Annotated in this window: 17 protein-coding genes; all 17 read left to right on the forward strand. The window is 45.1% G+C overall.

Going from position 1 to position 19,949, the window contains the following annotated elements:
* The first annotated feature begins 50 nt into the window (after positions 1 to 50).
* The 17 genes from M1L62_RS01140 (at position 51) to M1L62_RS01220 (ending at position 19,766) form a co-directional block, all read left to right on the forward strand.
* Positions 51 to 932: a phage tail-like protein gene (locus tag M1L62_RS01140; RefSeq protein ID WP_254411163.1), complete on the forward strand. Its 882-nt coding sequence runs from the start codon at positions 51 to 53 to the stop codon at positions 930 to 932.
* Between the two features lie 81 nt (positions 933 to 1,013).
* The gene (locus tag M1L62_RS01145) at positions 1,014 to 1,784 is read left to right on the forward strand and encodes a hypothetical protein (protein WP_254411164.1); all 771 of its coding nucleotides are present in this window, start codon (positions 1,014 to 1,016) and stop codon (positions 1,782 to 1,784) included.
* Positions 1,785 to 1,845: 61 nt separating this feature from the next.
* The gene (locus M1L62_RS01150; RefSeq protein WP_254411165.1) at positions 1,846 to 2,553 is read left to right on the forward strand and encodes a hypothetical protein; all 708 of its coding nucleotides are present in this window, start codon (positions 1,846 to 1,848) and stop codon (positions 2,551 to 2,553) included.
* Between the two features lie 55 nt (positions 2,554 to 2,608).
* Positions 2,609 to 3,463, forward strand: coding sequence for a phage tail-like protein (locus M1L62_RS01155; protein ID WP_254411166.1), 855 nt, complete (start codon positions 2,609 to 2,611; stop codon positions 3,461 to 3,463).
* A 71-nt stretch (positions 3,464 to 3,534) separates the two neighbouring features.
* Positions 3,535 to 4,242, forward strand: coding sequence for a complement C1q domain-containing protein (locus M1L62_RS01160; protein WP_254411167.1), 708 nt, complete (start codon positions 3,535 to 3,537; stop codon positions 4,240 to 4,242).
* Between the two features lie 49 nt (positions 4,243 to 4,291).
* A complete protein-coding gene (locus tag M1L62_RS01165) occupies positions 4,292 to 5,044 on the forward strand; it encodes a hypothetical protein (protein ID WP_254411168.1) in 753 nt (250 codons plus the stop codon).
* Positions 5,045 to 5,140: 96 nt separating this feature from the next.
* Positions 5,141 to 5,869, forward strand: coding sequence for a hypothetical protein (locus tag M1L62_RS01170; RefSeq protein WP_254411169.1), 729 nt, complete (start codon positions 5,141 to 5,143; stop codon positions 5,867 to 5,869).
* A gap of 128 nt (positions 5,870 to 5,997) precedes the next feature.
* On the forward strand, positions 5,998 to 6,774 hold the full coding sequence (locus M1L62_RS01175) for a hypothetical protein (protein ID WP_254411170.1): 777 nt from the start codon (positions 5,998 to 6,000) through the stop codon (positions 6,772 to 6,774).
* Positions 6,775 to 6,952: 178 nt separating this feature from the next.
* On the forward strand, positions 6,953 to 7,810 hold the full coding sequence (locus tag M1L62_RS01180) for a phage tail-like protein (RefSeq protein ID WP_254411171.1): 858 nt from the start codon (positions 6,953 to 6,955) through the stop codon (positions 7,808 to 7,810).
* Between the two features lie 142 nt (positions 7,811 to 7,952).
* Positions 7,953 to 8,696, forward strand: a complete 744-nt coding sequence (locus tag M1L62_RS01185) for a C1q-like domain-containing protein (protein WP_254411172.1) — start codon at positions 7,953 to 7,955, stop codon at positions 8,694 to 8,696.
* A 78-nt stretch (positions 8,697 to 8,774) separates the two neighbouring features.
* Positions 8,775 to 9,491 carry a hypothetical protein gene (locus tag M1L62_RS01190; protein WP_254411173.1) on the forward strand — a complete coding sequence of 239 codons (717 nt, stop codon included), beginning with the start codon at positions 8,775 to 8,777 and terminating at the stop codon, positions 9,489 to 9,491.
* 57 nt (positions 9,492 to 9,548) lie between these two features.
* Entirely contained in the window at positions 9,549 to 10,220 is a 672-nt protein-coding gene (locus M1L62_RS01195) for a hypothetical protein (RefSeq protein ID WP_254411174.1), read from the forward strand.
* A gap of 239 nt (positions 10,221 to 10,459) precedes the next feature.
* Positions 10,460 to 11,710, forward strand: coding sequence for a hypothetical protein (locus M1L62_RS01200; RefSeq protein ID WP_254411175.1), 1,251 nt, complete (start codon positions 10,460 to 10,462; stop codon positions 11,708 to 11,710).
* A 31-nt stretch (positions 11,711 to 11,741) separates the two neighbouring features.
* The gene (locus M1L62_RS01205; protein WP_254411176.1) at positions 11,742 to 13,088 is read left to right on the forward strand and encodes a T9SS type A sorting domain-containing protein; all 1,347 of its coding nucleotides are present in this window, start codon (positions 11,742 to 11,744) and stop codon (positions 13,086 to 13,088) included.
* Between the two features lie 343 nt (positions 13,089 to 13,431).
* Positions 13,432 to 15,837 carry a T9SS type A sorting domain-containing protein gene (locus M1L62_RS01210; protein ID WP_254411177.1) on the forward strand — a complete coding sequence of 802 codons (2,406 nt, stop codon included), beginning with the start codon at positions 13,432 to 13,434 and terminating at the stop codon, positions 15,835 to 15,837.
* Positions 15,838 to 16,201: 364 nt separating this feature from the next.
* Positions 16,202 to 16,864 carry a hypothetical protein gene (locus M1L62_RS01215; RefSeq protein ID WP_254411178.1) on the forward strand — a complete coding sequence of 221 codons (663 nt, stop codon included), beginning with the start codon at positions 16,202 to 16,204 and terminating at the stop codon, positions 16,862 to 16,864.
* Between the two features lie 64 nt (positions 16,865 to 16,928).
* On the forward strand, positions 16,929 to 19,766 hold the full coding sequence (locus M1L62_RS01220) for a T9SS type A sorting domain-containing protein (protein WP_254411179.1): 2,838 nt from the start codon (positions 16,929 to 16,931) through the stop codon (positions 19,764 to 19,766).
* Positions 19,767 to 19,949 lie beyond the last annotated feature (183 nt).

Genomic DNA, 19,949 nt, shown 5'->3' on the forward strand with positions numbered 1-19,949 from the left:
TTAATGACAATTCCGCAGACTATAAAAAACATACTTAAAAGTAAAATCAAATGAAAACAACCCAAGTCTACACAAAAGCAATTGGTGCCGCGATGATCGCCGCCACCACGCTTTTTGGTTCGTCAGCCTCATTTGCACAAATCAAAGCCGGAGATAACCCGACAACCATTAACCCAGGATCTGTTTTAGAACTGGAAAGTACAAACAAAGGTCTTTTGATGCCTCGCATATCATTGACCAATACAACTACCTGGGGATTGGCCGGGACAGCCGTGGCAGGAATGCACGTATATAACACCAATTTAAGCATAACATCAACCAATCCCGCTTATCCGACGATTGCTGCTAAAAAAGGTGAATACTACTGGGATGGTACAGGATGGGTAGCTATTTCAAGACCAGAAAAGTCTACTGGTATAACAACGTTTACCCAAACATCCCCTGCTACCATAGACATGCCTACTTCTGCTATGCCTACGGGTGGCACGTATTGCCCGCTTCAAACACTGGGTTCTGCTCCGCCAGCGTGTGCAACGGATTTAAACCGTAATGGTTCATTTACCATATTCAATACGGTCAACGACGTGATTCTTGATATGTCAGGTTTATACTCCGTTGGTTTCACGGCAGCACCCGTTGGACAAATTCAATTTTGGGTGCTGATGTATGTTGACAAAACGACGCCGGGAGTATATGAACTTGTAGATTCATTTTTCATTGACACAGGAAATGCTTCATGCAGTGCTGGCAGTATGAATTTCAAAAGTGTTTTAAAGAATCTCCCTGCCAGGTCTTATGATGTTAAGGTATACGAAATGCACTGGTACAATGCCGGCGCGCCCGCCAAAATTGGTATCGGAGGCCTCGCCCTAGGTGCTTGCGGTCAGGCAGATTTTGCACAACAAAGATTGATCGTTTCTGTAAGTCAATAACCGAATCACCGGGCGCGGTTACCGGCTGCGCCCGGCACTCAGTACACCACTTTTTATCTTCAACAAAAAAACTTAAGACCAATGAAAACCAAACCAGGCTTATCAAAAACGCATATTTTAACGATGGCGGCCTCTGCAATGTTTACCGGGCTATCGCTTTTAGGTTCAACTGCCGCTTTCGCGCAAGTGAAAATAGGAACAAACCCGACGACGATTAATCCAGCCAATAATCTGGAAGTGGAAAGCTCTACCACAGGTAGAAAGGTTACAATCGATAAAACCACCAGCAAAGTAACTATTGCAGACGGAACACAGGGAGACGGCTATATTTTAACCTCTGATCCCTCCGGAGAAGCTTCATGGAAAAAACAAAAGATCACATCAACTTATACTTTTCAGCAGCCAGCCGGAATTTTATTAAATCTGCCCAATGGAGCGGGCTGCAATATGCTCTCCTGCGCCACGGACCTGAACAGGAACGGCAGCTTTACAATTACCAATGCCGTCAACGATATTGTCTTTGATATAGCAGGCTTCTATTCGGTTGGCAATAACAGCGTTGCACTTCTATTCAACTTTTATCTGGCCGTTGACCTCGTGACACCAGGTGTTTTTGTAGCAGTAGATGGTTTTGGCGTGTCGCATTCCGGCATTAGTTGTAGCGCAGGTACGGCCAATTTCAAATCAATTTTAAAGAATCTCCCCCCGAGAACATACAATGTAAAAGTGTATGCATCGGCATTTACCAATACAGGTACGGCTGCAAAACTAGGGATTGGAAGCGAAGCCTATGCGGGCTGCGGAATTAACGACTATAACAAACAGAATCTGATCATATCTGTTAGCCAATAATTGTAAAAGACGGCCATTTCAAAGTCACTTTTCCAAATCCTGTAAATCTTAAACTATGTACTTGAACGACATATCTCTGACAACAAAAGTAAAACAATCGATAAGCGTATTTACTTTAATCATTACTGCGACTTTTGTTTTTACTTCATCCGCTTTCGCGCAAGTGAAGATTGGCACGAACCCGACCACTATTAACGCGGCCAATAACCTGGAAGTGGAGGCGTCAACAGCCGGACGTAAAACGAGCATAGACAAAACAACCGGCAAGGTAACCATCGCTGACGGCTCGGAAGGAACAGCCAAGATATTAACCTCCAACGCGACCGGTTTGGCTACATGGACAACACCGGCAGCGCAGGATGCGGAAGTCATGTTTAGCGGGAGATTAAACGTTAACCAGATCCTCCCGGTAGCTACAATTACCAAGATCAATTTCAACCTGGAATTTTTCGACAAAGGCAACAATTTCGATCTGACAACCGATCAATTGACCGCCCCTACCTCCGGTTATTACACGATCAATTGTGGTTTTACCAGAAGCGGAACACAGCAAAACTCCATTGCAGCATTTCTCTATGTGAACAATGTCGAGGGCGGAGAGGGCAACTTATGGGATGATTTTATCGGTGCGGGAAATGGCTATACCATTAGCACGACACGATTGATCCACTTAAATGTGGGTGACGTCCTGGATCTTCGACTAAGGCCGAATTTCGTGGCTGATGGTGTGGGATCAGCCTTTTTCCAGATCGCGAAGGTTTCAAATTAAAAGAAAACATATACAAAACATTTTACCCTCCTCTTTCAACTTAACCGACAAGCACATGGGCATTTACCTTTTACCAAAAACAGTTCTCCGGGCGATGTTCGCTGTGGCAATGCTTTGCGGTCCTTCTTCGCTTTTCGCGCAAGTGAAAGTTGGGGACAATCCTACCATAATCAATGCGGGATCAGTGCTGGAAATTGAAAGTACCAACAAAGGATTGCAATTACCTCGTATTGCATTAACCAACACGACCACTTGGGGGTTGTTGGGAACACCTTCAGCTGGTATGCATGTATACAATACCAATTTGAGTATAACCTCGACCAATGTCAATTATCCAACGCTGGCGGCAAAAAAAGGACAGTATTATTGGGATGGTAGCGGGTGGGTGGCTCTGGCCCCACTTATCAAATCCACGTCGGTAACGTCGTCAACACAAACTCTCGGCCATGTCATAAATTTTCCGACTACTGCGTCGCCACTATGTGACGTCTACACCGAGGGTTCACCACCTCCTGCTTGCGCTACTTTCCTGGACATGCAGGGAACATTCAATATTACTCAAAGTTCCAATGATGTTATTTTTGACCTTGCTGTCGGCTATGTAACTTCCAATAATTCGATTCCGGTTAATTTCTCATATGTTCTTTACCTGGACAAAACAACTCCGGGCGTATTTGAGCAGGTAGGCGTTTTTTACACAACAAGTGGCGGAGACTGTTATGGTCAAAGTGTGCTGGCAAAGTTTGCGGCAAAGGATCTGCCCATTCGTTCATATACGGCCAAAGTCTACCTTGCCCCATGGGTTAATTTTGGCACTCCCTGTACCATAGGCGTCGGAGCAGAATCTTCACCTGGCTGTGGTAGAAATGTGACAACGGGTAATAAGTTAATTCTCTCGGTCAGTCAGTAACGTCATCCAAGTTAGCCTCTGTGACATTCAGCAACAGATTTACCCTCCTCAACACATTAACCAATACACAAATGAGCCATTTCCCTTTAATCAAAATAATTTCCCCGATCGTCTTAACTGTGACGATGCTTTGCGGTGCCGCACCGCTTTTCGCCCAGGTGAAAATCGGAACAAACCCAACTACGATTAATGCCGCTAACAATCTGGAAATTGAAGCTTCCACCGCAGGAAGAAAAACAAGTGTAGACAAAACAACCGGACAGGTAACGATTGCAGACGGCACACAGGGACTGAATAAAATACTGACTTCTGATGCAAATGGTGCCGCCAGCTGGCAAAGTCCGGCTGCACAGGATGCACCCGCCATATTTTCAGTAACCAGTACCGCCAATCAAACATCGTTTTACGGCGCGAACGACAAGGTTGACTTTGGAGTCAAAAATCTGGACAAGAACAACAATTTCGACCTGGCCACAGACACGTTTACAGTGCCTGCAAACGGGACAGGGATTTATCAATTTGGAACTATTTTCTCTACGCTGAACCAGGCTTATCTGCAAGGCGTGTATGTATACATCTATGTAAACGGTGTCGTGAGCAGGTCCATTGGTATCGCCAATTGCGCGCCTGGCGCAGGTATTGGCGGAAGTGGTTTCATAGTAACCTCACTCAATGCCGGAGATCTGGTCACGATAAGGGTTACACCGTCTTTAAGCACCCCTGGTACCAGTATCACCTTTTATCATTTCAGCCTGAGTGTGGCGATGATATCTAAATAAAGACATAACAAACGAAAAACTCTCTTCAACGATAAACTTTTATTTAAGCATGACCAATCAGCTAACCTCCAAAACACTTTTCCCGGCATTGTTTGCTGCGGTCATGCTGTTCAACTCTTCTTCGCTTTTTGCCCAGGTAAAAATCGGAACAAACCCGACGACTATTAACGCGGCCAGCAACCTGGAAGTAGAAGCTTCGACAACCGGGCGCAAGACGAGCATAGACAAAACAACCGGACAGGTAACCATTAAAGACGGGACGGAAGGCAACAAAAAAATTCTGACTTCGGATGCCAATGGCGCATCAAGCTGGCAATACAGAAAAATAACCAGTTCGAGTATTTTTTCTCAGGGCACAGGTGTAGGTATTTTCCTGCCGGTTTCTACGACCGGTTATTGCAACTCCATCAACTGTGCTACCGCACTGAATTTGACAGGGTCGTTTGTCATTACCGAAACCACGAACGACATCGTCATGGAAGTAAGCGGCAACTATTCGGTATCAAATAATACGCAGCCGATTACCTGGGCATACTGGGTCAGTGTTACCGGACCGGGTGGATTTAACCAGGTATCGGGCCCCTTATGGACTACGGAAAGTGGCAGCAATTGTTCTTCCGGCCTGATCAATTTCAAAAACCTGCTTAAAAACGTCGCAGTGGGCACCTACAACGTCGCGGTATATGCGGGTCCGTGGAAAAACCCGAGTGCGGCATCCTGGTTGGGTATCGGCACTTACTCAAATCCGGGCGTTTGTGGTGACACAACACCGGCCAGTCTGATTATCAGTGTATCGGAATAGTCAAACATTGTCCAGCATTTGCAACGCTGTTAAACACGAAACAAAATACATATCAACAGATTTAAAAAATTCATTTCAACGAAAAACTTATACAACATGACCCATCAGGCATACACCAAAACACTTTTCCCGGCAATGTTTGCTGCGGTCATGTTGTTCAGTTCTTCCTCGCTTTTTGCTCAGGTGAAAATAGGAACCAATCCTACAACAATCAATCCGGCTAATAATCTGGAAGTGGAGGCTTCTACGACTGGAAGGAAAACTAGTGTAAACAAAACAACCGGGCAGGTTACTGTAAAAGATGGCACAGAAGGGACAGATAAAGTATTTACTTCTGATGCAAATGGTGGGGCAAGCTGGCAAACAAAGGAATTACCCAAGGGAAAACTCATAGGAGGTGTAACCACATGGCTTGTACCCGGTATTGATACAGATGTCACGTTTCCTTCCCTGCAATATTCAGTAGGAGGAATTACTAAAGTCGGAAATGGGATTAGAGTTTCTGTTAGTGGATATTATTTGGTCCAAAGCACAGCTGTGATTAGAAGTGCAACCGGAAATCCTGGGGTTACCGCTTGCAATGGAACCTCAACTGCGGCCACTTATATCAATTTGCTTGTGGATGGGACAGCCTATTTTGCGGCTAATGATAAGGTCAGTGCCCGATGGGATTCAAATACAACCTTGGTCATTTCAACCTTGGCTTATATAAATGCCAATAGCGTATTTACCCTACAGGTTCGTAACAATGTTTATAATAATTCTGATGGGCTTTGCGGAACATATCTTGCTGACGCGAATATCTCTTTAACACTTCAGCCATAAGCGCACTGTACAAGTTAATCCCGATTCGCAATCAGCGTTGTATTGTCCATCGCTAACACAGCTGTTAAAAACTGAAACAAAATACATATCAACAAATTTTAAAATTTCATTCAACGAAAAACATACACATGACCAATCAATCATTACCCAAAACATTTTTCCCGGCATTGTTTGCTGCGGTCATGTTGTGCAGTGCTTCTTCAACTTTTGCACAGGTGAAAATCGGAACGAATCCTACAACGATCAATCCGGCTAATAACCTGGAAGTGGAAGCCGCTACTGCCGGACGAAAAACCAGCATTGATAAAACGACGGGGCAAATGACCATTAAAGACGGCACGGAAGGCAGTATGAAAGTTTTGACTTCTGATGCAAACGGTGCTGCGAGCTGGCAAACACTGAGGACAACAGCGATCACTTCGTTCCCACAGGTTTTACCGGGCATTTCGATGGACTTCCCTTTTTATGCCGGGACCTGTGCATATAGTCTGGGTAACCCTCCTCCGGCTTGTGCGATTGATATAAACCAAGACGGATCATTTGCCATTGCACGTCCGGTTAACGATGTCATTATTGATATGGTCGACATTGTTTCGGTAACTAATAATACATCGACAATCTATTTCAGCCTGGCAGTTTTCATGGACAAAACCACACCCGGCGTATTTGAATACATCGGTGGTGATTTCATTACCTATGCGAATATCGGTTGCGGAACAGCAACAGCCAACGGAAAAATTGCTCTAAAAAACCTTCCGGTCAGAGCCAATTACAACTTAAAAACATACATGATACCCTGGGTTAATTTCGGTGCGGTCGCCCGCATAGGTATTGGAGCCGAATCCCTGCCTGGCTGCGGCACAAACAGTTCCGCAGGAAATCTGATTGTATCGGTAAGTCAATAACGCCATTAATACAGGCCACGAGTCGGTACTGATCGAGGCGTTAGAAAACTGAGTTCAAAAATAAATAAAATAATAATGCGACTGATGGCTACACCATAGTCGAATAGAGACACAACAACTGAAAATCAGACCATTACACAATTATTATTAATCCATCCAATTTAAACCAAATACACACATGACCAAACACAAACTTTCCAAAACATTATTCTCTGCGATCGTCGCAACCGGCGTGCTATTGGGTTCCACTTCACTTTTTGCTCAGGTGAAAATCGGGACTAATCCCACAGTGATTAATCCGGGTTCTGCACTTGAAATTGAAAGTGCAACCAAAGCGTTCTTGATGCCTCGCATATCCTTAACAAATACAACAACCTGGGGTTTGGATGGAACAGCGGCGGCTGGTATGCACGTATTTAATACCAATACGGCTATTACATCTTCCAACCCAAACTATCCAACACTTATTTCGAAAATAGGTGAATACTATTGGGATGGTACTGGCTGGGTAGCAATAGCTCCGCTTACTAAGTCCACCTCAATAACATCTTTTCCACAAGTTACACCGGGTGTCGTTGTAACGATTCCGGCAGGTACCGCAGGTACTTGTGGCTTACCATTTGGACCTATTCCTGCGTGCGCCGTTGATCTTAATCGAAATGCCAGTTTTGACGTCACAAAAGCAGTAAATGATGTTTTAATTGATATGAGTGGTGCTTATTCCGTGGCATCAAATACAACTCAGGTATCTTTTTATATAGCACTTGCGATAGACAAAACCACTCCGGGAGTATTTGAATTGGTAGACTATTATTTTATAACCAATTCAACTACGGGATGTTCAGGGCAATATCTCAATTTAAAAGGTGCTCTTAAAAACCTGCCTGTAAGATCATACAATGTAAAAGTTTACCTGGCACCATGGCAGAATTCAGGCGCAGCGGCAACAGTTGGCTTTGGGAAACAAGCTCTGGCTGGTGCTTGTGGAAATAATGACTTCGATCAACAGAAGGTAATTGTTTCTGTAAGTCAATAGATGAACGTCATCCTGCTGCAACGCAAACCAAGCACTTCGTCGCGAAGGCGAATAAAACCATTTACCGATCAAACAGTAAAAATACTTAACAAAGACAAAACATATTTTTCCATCACGCTCTCCAATTAAAACAAATACACACATGATCAAACACAAATTCTCCAAAACACTATTCTCAGCGATAGTCGTCGGCTCCGCGCTTTTGGGTTCCACTTCACTTTTTGCCCAGGTGAAAATCGGGACCAATCCTACAACAATTAATCCAGCTAATAACCTGGAAGTGGAATCTTCTACGGTCGGGAATAAGGTCAGTGTAGATAAAACGACGGGCAAGGTCACGATTGCGGATGGCTCGCAGGGAAACGGCAAGGTTTTAACTTCTGATGCCAACGGCGTTGCTACCTGGCAAACCAAAGAGGTTTTATGCAGCTCTTTTGATGTATACCACAATGCACAGCAGATTATACCCATAAACGACCCAAACGATTTTACATACACCACGCTTATTCCCAATACGGAAACATACGATGCAAATAATTCGTACAATCAGGCAACGGGTGAGTTCACTGTCCCGGAATCCGGTTTTTACAATTTCAAAGGGAGTTGCGGAGATTTTATAGCCGGTGTTACAGGATCTACACGAAACACCACCATAGGTATTTTCTCCGCTGCAAGAGGAAACCTGGCATTCTCAGTTGTACAGGCGCAAGCTTATACCAATGGATCCTATAACAATGTGTTTACGATGAATTATTTACAGGCCGGAGATAAAATCACCTTCAAGGCCGTTGTCGTCCATGCCACTGGTCCAAAACCTGCTGCGACAATTCCGGTTGTAAATATCCAGTTTTCAGGTTCACGGGTTGACTGCAATAAAAACAACTAGTTAGTAACGGCTCCTGATTCAGCTGAAAATAAACAATAATCCAATACACACATTTTTCACATTTAACCAAACACACACATGACCAAACACAAATTCCCCAAAACACTATTCTCAGCAATCGTCGTCGGCTGTATGTTTTTGGGTTCGACTTCACTTTTCGCACAGGTGAAAATCGGAACGAACCCCACGACGATTAATGCGGCCAATAACCTGGAGGTGGAAGCCACTGCGGCTGGACGGATAACAAGTGTTGACAAAACAACCGGACAAGTGACGATTAAGGACGGTACCGAAGGAATGGGGAAATTACTTAGTTCGGATGCAAATGGCGGTGCCAGTTGGAAAAATGCATCTACGCTTAACATTCCAATAACTGCCTTCACCGGCTACAATACAACAGATGTATTGATAACCACCGCTACAACAGGTCCGGTCCCAATTCCATTTGCCGTCACAAATCCGTCTTCCGATTGGAGTGCTGCAACCAATGAATATACAATTCCCTCAGCCGGAGTTTACCGTCTTGAATTTAACGCTCTGGTGGATAATTTAAATTCAAGCCCCGGAAAGACTTATTGGAATCAGTTTGTAGCAATAATAGCCGGGCCTAAAATTGCCTCTTATCAATTGAACGGCGGTAGTTACACTTGGGGTCCCAACATGTTTGTCACTTCTTATTTCTCAGGAGGAGAAAAAGTCAGAGTTCAGGTTGCCTCTTACAATCCAGCAACCGCATTAATTGTAGACAATCTGATTTTTAAAGGAGCAAATATCACTGTTACCAAAGTAAACTAAACACATTAAAAACTCAAAACTTTTTAATCATCCTTTCAACTAAAACCAAACACACACATGACCAAACACAAATTCCCCAAAACACTATTCTCAGCGATTGTAGTCGGCTGCATGTTTTTGGGCTCGACTTCACTTTTCGCACAGGTGAAAATCGGAACAAATCCGACGACGATTAATCCGGCTAATAACCTGGAAGTAGAAGCAGCGACCACAGGCAGAAAAACGAGTGTAAACAAAACTACCGGGCAGGTTACCATCGCCGACGGAACAGAAGGAAATGGTAGAATGCTGACTTCGGATGCGGTCGGTGGTGCGAGCTGGAAGGAGCCTCTGACAGGAACAATGCTTAACGGTACAACGGCGCCTGCTGTAAATTTACCTGGCTTTTCACAAACACAGATGGTTTATTCGGGAGCATCGATAACCTTCCCTAAGCCAGGAACCTATATCGTATATGCTAAGTGGACCATATTTAATCCCGCCACTAACTATTCCGCCAGCGATCCGGGCCACTGTTTTATCAACACCTGCTTGTCTACCAGTACTTCTACCAATACGCAAACCTCGATTTCTGCTCAATGGGTATACGTAAGCCATGGTACAACAAATTCAGTTCCAAGTTTTCGGGTGACTGCAACGGCCGGACAAACCTTTTACTTCTGGTACTACACCGGATTTGTGACGGGACAGGTGAGTATGGATGATACCTATGCTTTGGGGCCGTTCTGACAACGTATAAACCAGACAGAATTTACATGCAAATCAATAATCATTTCAATCAATTTTTCAACTAAAACCAATACACACATGACTAAACACCGATTGACAAAAATGCTGATGGCTACGGAGGTCGGGCTTTCATTCACTTAAAATCTTCCGGTTGGTAACCGGTACCTGTTTAACCCGCGAGAGAAACGCGCTCTATCAATTAAAAAAATTATTACACACAAGTTAACATATTTTAAAAAATGGAAAAACCATACATCAATCCTTTCCGTATGCAGGGCTGGATCAAATTAATGTCTTCGGCAGCATTGGTGGCATCGATCGTTACCGCTCCGTTTAGCAACGCACAGGCCCAGGAAGGATCTCAGGGCAACACCACTATTTTCGGCAGCGCCGAGATGACGTTTTTCGGTAATCATGATTTCGTAACCGGCGGTGCAGGCACCCAGCCTGGCGTGATCCTTACCGAGCGTGCGACAGCGTCGATCAGTTATCTTAACTTCTTCGGAAACGGGCTTACAAGCACCGGCGCTTCTGATGCAGGTTATGTCGATGGTTATGTAAGAAAGTACGGAACGGGGCAGTTTATTTTCCCAACGGGAGATAACGGATTTTTAGGACAGTTTGCTGCTTCGGCCAATGGGACGAATGGAGCCTATTTCCACGCAGATCCTACAAGTGCTGTAACCAACAATCTTTTTACCGGCACCAACTATCCTGTCCTGCCTGCTGGCGGTCCTTTTGCCACAACAGCCAAAGCTTCTACCGTAGGAGCTGTAAGCACGATTGAATACTGGGATATCAACGGGGCTACCACCACGCCGATCACCTTAACATGGGATACCGGAAGTGATGTTACTACCCTGACTGGCGGTACACTTTCAAAACTGATCATCGTTGGCTGGAACACCGCGTTATCGCAATGGGTAAAAATCCCGGCTACGGTAAACGTAACTTCCGTATTGGGAGGAGCGAGTACTTTAACGGCAGGTTCCATCACGACCAATGCAAGTATTGTCCCGAACACATACAGCGTATATACACTGGGGACACAGGTGCCAGACCTTACGCCAACAACGGATATCGACGGTTTCAGTTTCCCAACTGCGGGTACCAGCAAAGATTTCATCATCAATCTGTATGAGATCAATGACGTACTTGCCACAGGTCTGATTAGATTCCGTATCACAAAGTTGTCAGCTTTTAACATTACCTACCCGACTACCAGTGGTACATCTGCCGTTTTCGGCGGCACTGCAAATGAAAACGGCAACTGGGATTTCACGGAAAATGCAAGTTTCATTACCATCACGGCAAAAGCAGGGGTAACCATACCGGCCAACGGCCAGGCAGCCCTCGGTTTTAACATTACACGAAAACCAGGTGTAGCCAGCGGAACGGCACAGAATATTACTGCAACCATTATCAGCGGATCAGGCGGAGAAGTATTCTTCGGAAATAACCAGGTAATTACCACAGTAACAGCGAACTAAAATTGTCATTCACTACTATAAAGATTTTATCATGAAAAAGATCATTAGCTATTTCACATTAGTCTTGGGAATCCTGGCTTTCCAGTTCAGCTATGCACAGGATGTCAGTATCAATATTCAAACACAAGATCCATCGATTCCGATAGGTACTTCTACGACTGTTTTGGTTACCATCTGTAACGAAGATCCAAGTCCAATCGACGCGCCAACAAACAAATTGCGCCCGCAGATTTCTGTTTCACCCAACGCAACCATTACGGGAGCAACCAACGTGGATGGGTCTCCGCTTACGGGCTGGAATGTTGTAAGTACAACAACGGGAAATGCCAACTCAATCAGATTGGTTAATACTACCGTACTTCTTAATGGTGACTGCCAGCAATTCCGTGTAACAATTTTAGGAACTGTAATCAGTGGTCCTACAAACTTTAACGGTAGTCTTGGATTTGTAGGGCCTCAAACACCTGGGAATAACCCTGCCAATGACAATAGTTCTACCAGCGTAGCTGTTACAGCTGCTCCTCCGGTAGCGACTAACGACTTAATATCAACACCAAATAATACTCCGATTCTTATTCCAGTACCTGGCAACGATATACCGGGTGGTGCCGCGTTAGTACCAGGATCTGTTTTGATCACTGACCCTGCTGACGGTACACCTAAAACTACCGTAACCATACCAGGAGAAGGAACTTATGTGGTGAATACATCGACTGGTGAGGTTACCTTCACTCCGGTGTCAACATTTACGGGGCTGACAACACCGGTTCTTTACACGATCACAGATGCAAACGGTTTAACTTCAAACACTGCAACGATTACAGTTGACGTTGGCGTGTTACCGGTAACACTTGTTTCATTCAACGTAGTAAAAGAAGGCAAAGTTGCCATACTTAACTGGGCAACAACGGCTGAAACAAACAGCGATCATTTCGAAATTCAACACAGCGTTTCCGGAAAAGAGTGGAATAAGATCGGGACGGTTGCATCAAATGGCGAGAGTTCAGTTAGACAGAACTACAACTTTACAGACAAAAATCCTGTGAACGGAGAAAACCTGTACCGTTTGAAAATGATCGATAAAGACCAGACTTATGCGTACAGCCGTATTCAGAGTGTGAAATTTGATGGCTTGAAAATTCAGTCGGTTAGCATTTACCCTAACCCATCTGCTGACAGATTGTTCATCAAAGACGCGGATCTTGCACAGCTGAAACAAGCTTCTATTCTGGATATGACAGGACGTGCAATATTCAGTACCAACAAAGTTGACGCGGACGGAATCAACGTAAGCAAACTTCCTTTGGGAACTTACGTTCTTCACATTACCAACTTAAATGGAACATCAAGCAGCCACAAAATTGTGATTGTAAGATAACAGAGCGATCGTCTTTCGGCGGTCGGTTATCAACGACTACTGGAAGCCGAAAAGCTAACTAAATTGTGGAATTCTGAATATCCTCCTGCCTTGCGGGGGGATATTTTTTTGTTGCCTGACCAGGTTTTTATGCTCAAAACGATTGCCGTATGAAAAGTTTGCATAAGATGTGACCGCTGTATTATATACCCGTATTCAGAGCAACATGAGTGTAAATTTTATCTTTTTAACCTTAATCCATTTTAATAATCAATGATTAGTAAAACAATGAAAAGCCAGTCTGTGTACTCATCAAATGGAAAACAATTCATGAAATATTCCACTCTAAAACCCAAACAAGATCATGAATTCAGACAAATTTACCCGCGCGATACTGCTTGCAGTATTGATGATGGCATCCTTCCGTTTCGCTATGGGACAGTGCACTGCCCCAAACGATCCAACGTCAGCCAAGGTCAACAGTACAAACTGTTCGACGCCTAACGGCAGTATTACTTTTTCGGCTCCCAATCCTGCCACGCATGTATTCAGCATTGATGGCGGTGCCACTTTCGCTGCTGCCGGAGTCGTCACTTTTTCAGGACTTGATGCTGGCACTTATCCTACCGTCGCCAAACTTGTTTCTACCGGATGTGTTTCCGCCGTTGTAAACAAAACGATTACAAAACCAACATTTGCCGCAGGTTCCGACCAGAACATCTGTAAAAATCAGACAATCAACACGGCCGCTACGGCCAGCTCAGGTGCCAGCTGGACGGCCGACCCGGGCAACCCCGCCGTTGCCATCATTAGTAATGCCTCAGACCCTACCACGTTAATCAAAGGTTTTACGACCACTGGTACTTACAACTTTCATTGGGGTAACGCCACCTGTTCAGATATGCTGGTAGTAACCGTCAGCAATTGCGACAGTCCGATCGGATGCGTTAACTCGGCTTTTTTAATTCAGCAAACCACATCGTTTTCCTCTCCCATCGACCTGCTTACGGTTGATATCAATACCGGAGCGCAAAGTACAATTCACTCGGATATCACCAATCCCAATCGCTCCATAAACCTCAACGCCATGGGTTATAATGTTACGGATGGTGAGCTATGGGGCAGTCAGCAGCATGATAATTTCCCGCCAAATGTAGTTGGCACCGGAACCATTTTCAGACTGGGGGCAGATGGGATTCCTCATTATTTCAGGATTCCGGGGTTGTACAACGCAGGCTATAACTCGGGGACAATCGACAATAACGGCATCTTATACCTGTATGATAAAGACGGGGATCTTTTCAGGGTTGATGTGAACCCGGCATCCCCTACCTATCTGACATTATTGTCCAAATCCAATACCGCTGCCATGAACATTTCGGATTTTGCCTATAATCCGGTGGATGGATTCATATACGCTGTGTCCAACACATCTGCACATCAGTTGTATAAAATCAATCCGGCCACCGGTGCAGTCACTACGATTGGAAATGTTTCAGGCGGATCAGGTTTTGGATCCGGTTCCATAGGTGCGGCTTACTTTGATGCACAGGGGAATTTGTATGTGGGAGATAACCAGTCCGGGGGAATTTACAAGATCAACACGGTACAAAATGTGACGGGCAATGTGACTGCCGTGCTGCGTTCTCAGGGACAACCATCAAGTGGCAATGACGGCGCGCTTTGCCATAATGCCTGTGTAAAACCGGATGCCGGGCCTGACATCCCCAAAATTTGCATGACCGGCTCCGCAACCATGGCGGCAACACAGGTTTCGGGAATTCAATGGCTGGCACAGGCCGGCAATCCCGGAACAGCCACGATAGCCGATCCGATGAATGCCCATACGACAATCAGCGGATTCACCGCACCGGGGGTTTATTATTTCATATGGAGTAATGGAGGCAGCTGTAATGATATTGCCACGGTAACGGTTGTCGACAATTGTGTAATAGATACGAAAGTGGTGAATTTATGCTGTCCGCTTTTTCCGGTTATTATTTGTAACACCGTCGGCGCTGCCGGGCATGATGCCAGCACAACATACACCGTAGGTACACTGTCCGCAACAGATATGCTTCAGGGGGCTATTTCAATTGATGCGAACGGTTGCGCGGTTTGGTCACCTGCCACCAAACCAACAGCTGTGGTGCATACCTTCATCGCTGCCTGTAACGGTGCGGTTTGCGATACTACTTTCATCACGATCAATCCACCGTTCGACCCATGTCCGATGCCCGTGACCTTAATCAGTTTCACAGCTACAAAAATGGATAATGCAGCCGTGAATCTTGACTGGATCACTTCCAGCGAAGTAAACAGCCGGGAATTTCAGGTAGAAAAAAGTGTGGACGCAAAAAACTGGGCAATCTTACAAACGGTGCCTGCAGCCAATGAGAGCAAAACCAATCGCAATTATAGAGGTTTGGATCAAACCCCCTTTTCAGGTATGAATTATTACCGTCTGAAAATGATTGACCTGGATGATAGCTTTGCTTACAGCCGTATCCAGAGCATCGATGCAGGAGAAACGATAACGACCAGTCTGTTTCCGAACCCGGTGTCGGGCACACTCAATATCCGTGCTTCACAATGGGATAAAGTACAGCGTGTGGATCTTATTAATCTGGCTGGTGTTTCTGTTTATCAGTCTGGCGGCGGGAGCCCTTCCGTTATCAATGTAAAAGGATTCCCGGCAGGGTTATATCTGGTTCGCCTGACTTATACTGACGGCTCTTTGCGTATTAATAAAGTAACGATTACCAGATAGAAAAACTTTAACGGCTGGAATTTCGTAAATTGTTTCGGTTGAGACAAATCCTCTTTCTGTGTGAAGGAGGATTTGTTTTGTATGAAACCAGGCTGTTATAAAGCAGTATCACCATTCAGATTTCAGGCGTCCTCTTTAATTTCATTCACGTCTTCCCATTTCTCTACATACAATAATTAGTTTAAATCATCACATAGATATCTTTCTACAAATCAGACATTCAACCCTCTACAATCTACTACATAATTCGTCCCTAGCTTTGCCTTACAGTAAGGTCTTACCCTGTTTCACCCTCAATAATCTGCTATACACGACATTATATATTTTTCCCACAACAATCATCCAAATTTTATTAATCAATCAAATGAAGAAAAAACTACAATTCTCAACGAAACTTTTTGCAGCTGCTTTTGCATCAGCCCTTCTTTTAACTTCTTCCTCACTCTTTGCACAGGTAAAAATCGGATCCAATTCGGAAACGATCGGAACCAATAACAACCTGGAAGTAGAGGCTGCCAACGGGAAGAAAACCGTTGTAACGAAAGATCTGGGGAAACTGATCGTTGACGGCAATGCACAGGTAAAAACATTACCGGCCGCGGCCCTGACAGACCAAAGTGTTGCCGCTGATGCAAACGGAAATTTGACTGCAAGACCTAACGTTACCGTAGCCCCACTTACGCTACTTGCCGGGCGCTTTGATGATACGCAGGTTGGCATCACTGGTGTAAACGCAGTTAGAACAGGCAATGTGGTATGTCTGGAAGGTAACATTTTTGCAAAGGCAACATTGGCTCCCAATGAGAATACCAACGAATACCGTATAGCACTAATCCCGGCGGGTTTCAGACCTCGGGTTCCAACACAGCTGACAGGTGGTAACCTTGGAGCGGTGCATGCCGATGCCTGGGAACAATATACTGCTGTAATTTACACCAATGGCGCGGTGGGTTTTTATATCGTTGATGGCGAGTTTACAATTAATCGTTTGGTTACCGTAAACGGTATATGTTATGTAGTTGATTAATGCTTTCAGCCTCTGATCAAAGTGAAAAGAGGAAAAACATTACAGCCTTATAACTTCTATCTCGATGAATAATATATATATAAAACCATTCAAAGCTTTATTCAGGCTTAGGTTATCCGCTATTGTACTCCCACTGATGGGAACGGCAATCCTGGCCAATGCCCAGCAAGGCAGCCAGGGAAACACGAAGATTTTCAATGGTGCTGAAATGACCGTTTTCGGCGCTCATAATTTTGTTACCGGAGGCGGAGGTTTGCAACCGGGTATTATCAAGACGGCACGTACACTTCCTCTTGGTATTCTTAAATTCGGCGATGTTGCAACCCAAACCGGTGCAAATGACGCAAACCACGTGGATGGATATGTTTCAAGAATAGGTGCTACTGCTTTTGAATTTCCTGTTGGGAGCGGGACTGATTTCCGATCACTTCATTCCGGCGGGTCGTCTGATCCGACTTCAAAGGTATCTGTGGCCTGGTTTCAAGGAAGTCCCGCGGCTGTAACAGATCCTACTGATGCAACAACCCACCCGTTGACTGCACTATCCGGGGGCCTTATGTCAGTTAGCCCGATCGGTTTCTGGGACTGGGCACCTTCTTCCGGCACCTATGAAGAAACAATCCTTACAGCTTCGATGCCCGACATGAGCGCTTATGCCACGCAGGCAAATTTAAGGCTGGTAGGCTGGAATGGTACTGCATGGCTGCCTCTCGCTGCCATGTCAACGGCTTCCGGAACAACGGAAGGAAGCACAATCAAAGGAAAAATACCAACAGGCTCCACAATTACTGCCCTGGCAATCGGCAGCATGGACATACCGCTCGACGAAATCCCAACACCTTTCCCTTGCAGCACAAGTTCATATCAGGTGGCATCCACCAGCAATGGTGCGCCATCAAAGCTTTATGAATATGATATTGCCACGGGTATCCGCACCTCTGTTGCTGTGCTGGACCGTTATGTAAACGCCATTGGTTTCAATAACGTAGATAACCTGATCTGGGGTTACTCACCGAACACCAGCGAAGTGATACGAATTGATTTGACGGGTAAAGTAACTGCCTATACCATACCAAACCTGCCTGGCCTGCAATACAACGTTGCTGATGTGTTAGATGATGGTTATCTGTTTCTTTATTGGGGAAACAGCACAGCATACTTTGTCGTAGACATTAATCCGGCGCGTCCCGCAACATACCTTCAGTTGGTTGACCCGACCAACGGTTATGCACTGGAAACAACGGCATTCGGTACGTCGATCACAGCACTGCCTGTAAGCGACTGGAGTTATAATCCAATCGACGGTTTATTTTATACATTGGGCAATACTACTGCACAAATAACCACACTTAACCCGACAACCGGCGTTTTAACAACCATACCAACAGCAGTAACCGGCAGCACGATTCAGGCAGACGCGCCTGGTGGCTTTGGTGCCACGTTCCTTGATAACGTAGGCAATCTGTACGTTTTCGCCAATGGCTCAGGTAAATTTTACAAGATTAATTTAACTACGAACACGGCGATTTTGATGTCCGGCTCTGTTCCGTCCTCATTTAACGACGGAGCACGATGCAGTCTTTCGGGTATTAATGCGGTGCCATTCTCGTGTAATGAAAGCTCCTATCAGGTTGCTGCAACGAGTTTGGGGGCGCCATCGAGTTTGTATGAATACGACATCACCACGGGTGTGAGAACAACGATGGCCACACTGGACCGTTATGCCAATGCTATTGGTTACAATAATGTCGATAATCTGATCTGGGGATACGCGCCCAATACAAATGAAGTAATACGGATTGATGCAACGGGCGGAGTAACACCTTTTACGATTCCTAATCTGCCTGCAACACCGTTCAATACAGGGGACGTACTTAACGGCGGCTATTTGTTCCTTTACTGGGGAGGTAACGGTAACTATTATGTAGTGGATATCAATCCGGCACGCCCTGCCACTTACCTTCAGTTGGTTGACCCTTCCAATGGTTATGTACTGGCAACTGCGCCGTATAGCAAGACGGCCGCACTGAATGTAAGCGACTGGAGTTACAATCCACAGGATGGTTTGTTCTATGGCTTGCTTAATACGGCAGCACGAATTGTAACCCTTAACCCGGTAACCAATGCAGTTGTCATTGGCTCGGCAACCATCGGCGGGACCAGCCCTATTGTGGCTGATGCAGCCATAGGTTATGGAGCAACTTTCCTTGACAATGCCGGTAATCTCTACGTTTTTGGTAACAATAGCGGAAATTTCTACCGTATTACCATTGCCACGAATACGGCTATTTTAATGTCCGGTTCCACGGCCTCTAATTTTAATGATGGCGCACGCTGTAACATGTCAAATCCTTCTCCACTTCCTGTGACGCTGATCAGTTTCTCAGTGAAGAAGAAAACAGAAGGGCGTTCGGCAGCTTTGAGCTGGATAACATCGTCTGAAACCAATTCAGACCGCTTTGAAATTGAGCGCAGTCAATCTGGTAAGAGCTGGAACAAGATTGGCGATGTGGAATCAAGTGGTGAAAGTGCGGTACAGATCAACTATTCCTTTGATGACATTCAGCCTTTGTCCGGTGAAAACCTGTATCGTCTGCGTATGGTGGACAAAGACGGCACATTTGCATACAGCAGAATTCAGAGTGTGAAGTTTGAAGGTATCGGAACCGATCTTTCAGTTTATCCTAATCCATCAACGGACAAGTTGATTGTTCCGGATCATAAAACAGTTACCGAAATCGTGATGAGCAGCCTAAACGGTAATACGGTATACAAATCAACATCTTTTGCGACCGGCGGCGGCTTTATTGACGTGAAAAGCCTGGCAAAAGGTCTTTACATCGTAAAAGTGACGCATCAGGACGGAACGATAACTACATCGAAAGTTGTGATTGAACACTAGGAAAGTCTGATCAGCTTTCAAACCAATACAAATCCCCCTGTGTCCATCAGGGGGATTTTGTTTAAAATACGGATAAGAAATATCCTTGCCATGTTTTCTTTTCAAACATGCGGATACTACAACAAATCTCTTCTCTGGCAAGGCTGACGTTTACATCAATCTTATCGAGATAATTCTACAAAA

This window comes from Dyadobacter diqingensis (assembly GCF_024220585.1).
Taxonomy (GTDB): Bacteria; Bacteroidota; Bacteroidia; order Cytophagales; family Spirosomataceae; genus Dyadobacter; species Dyadobacter diqingensis.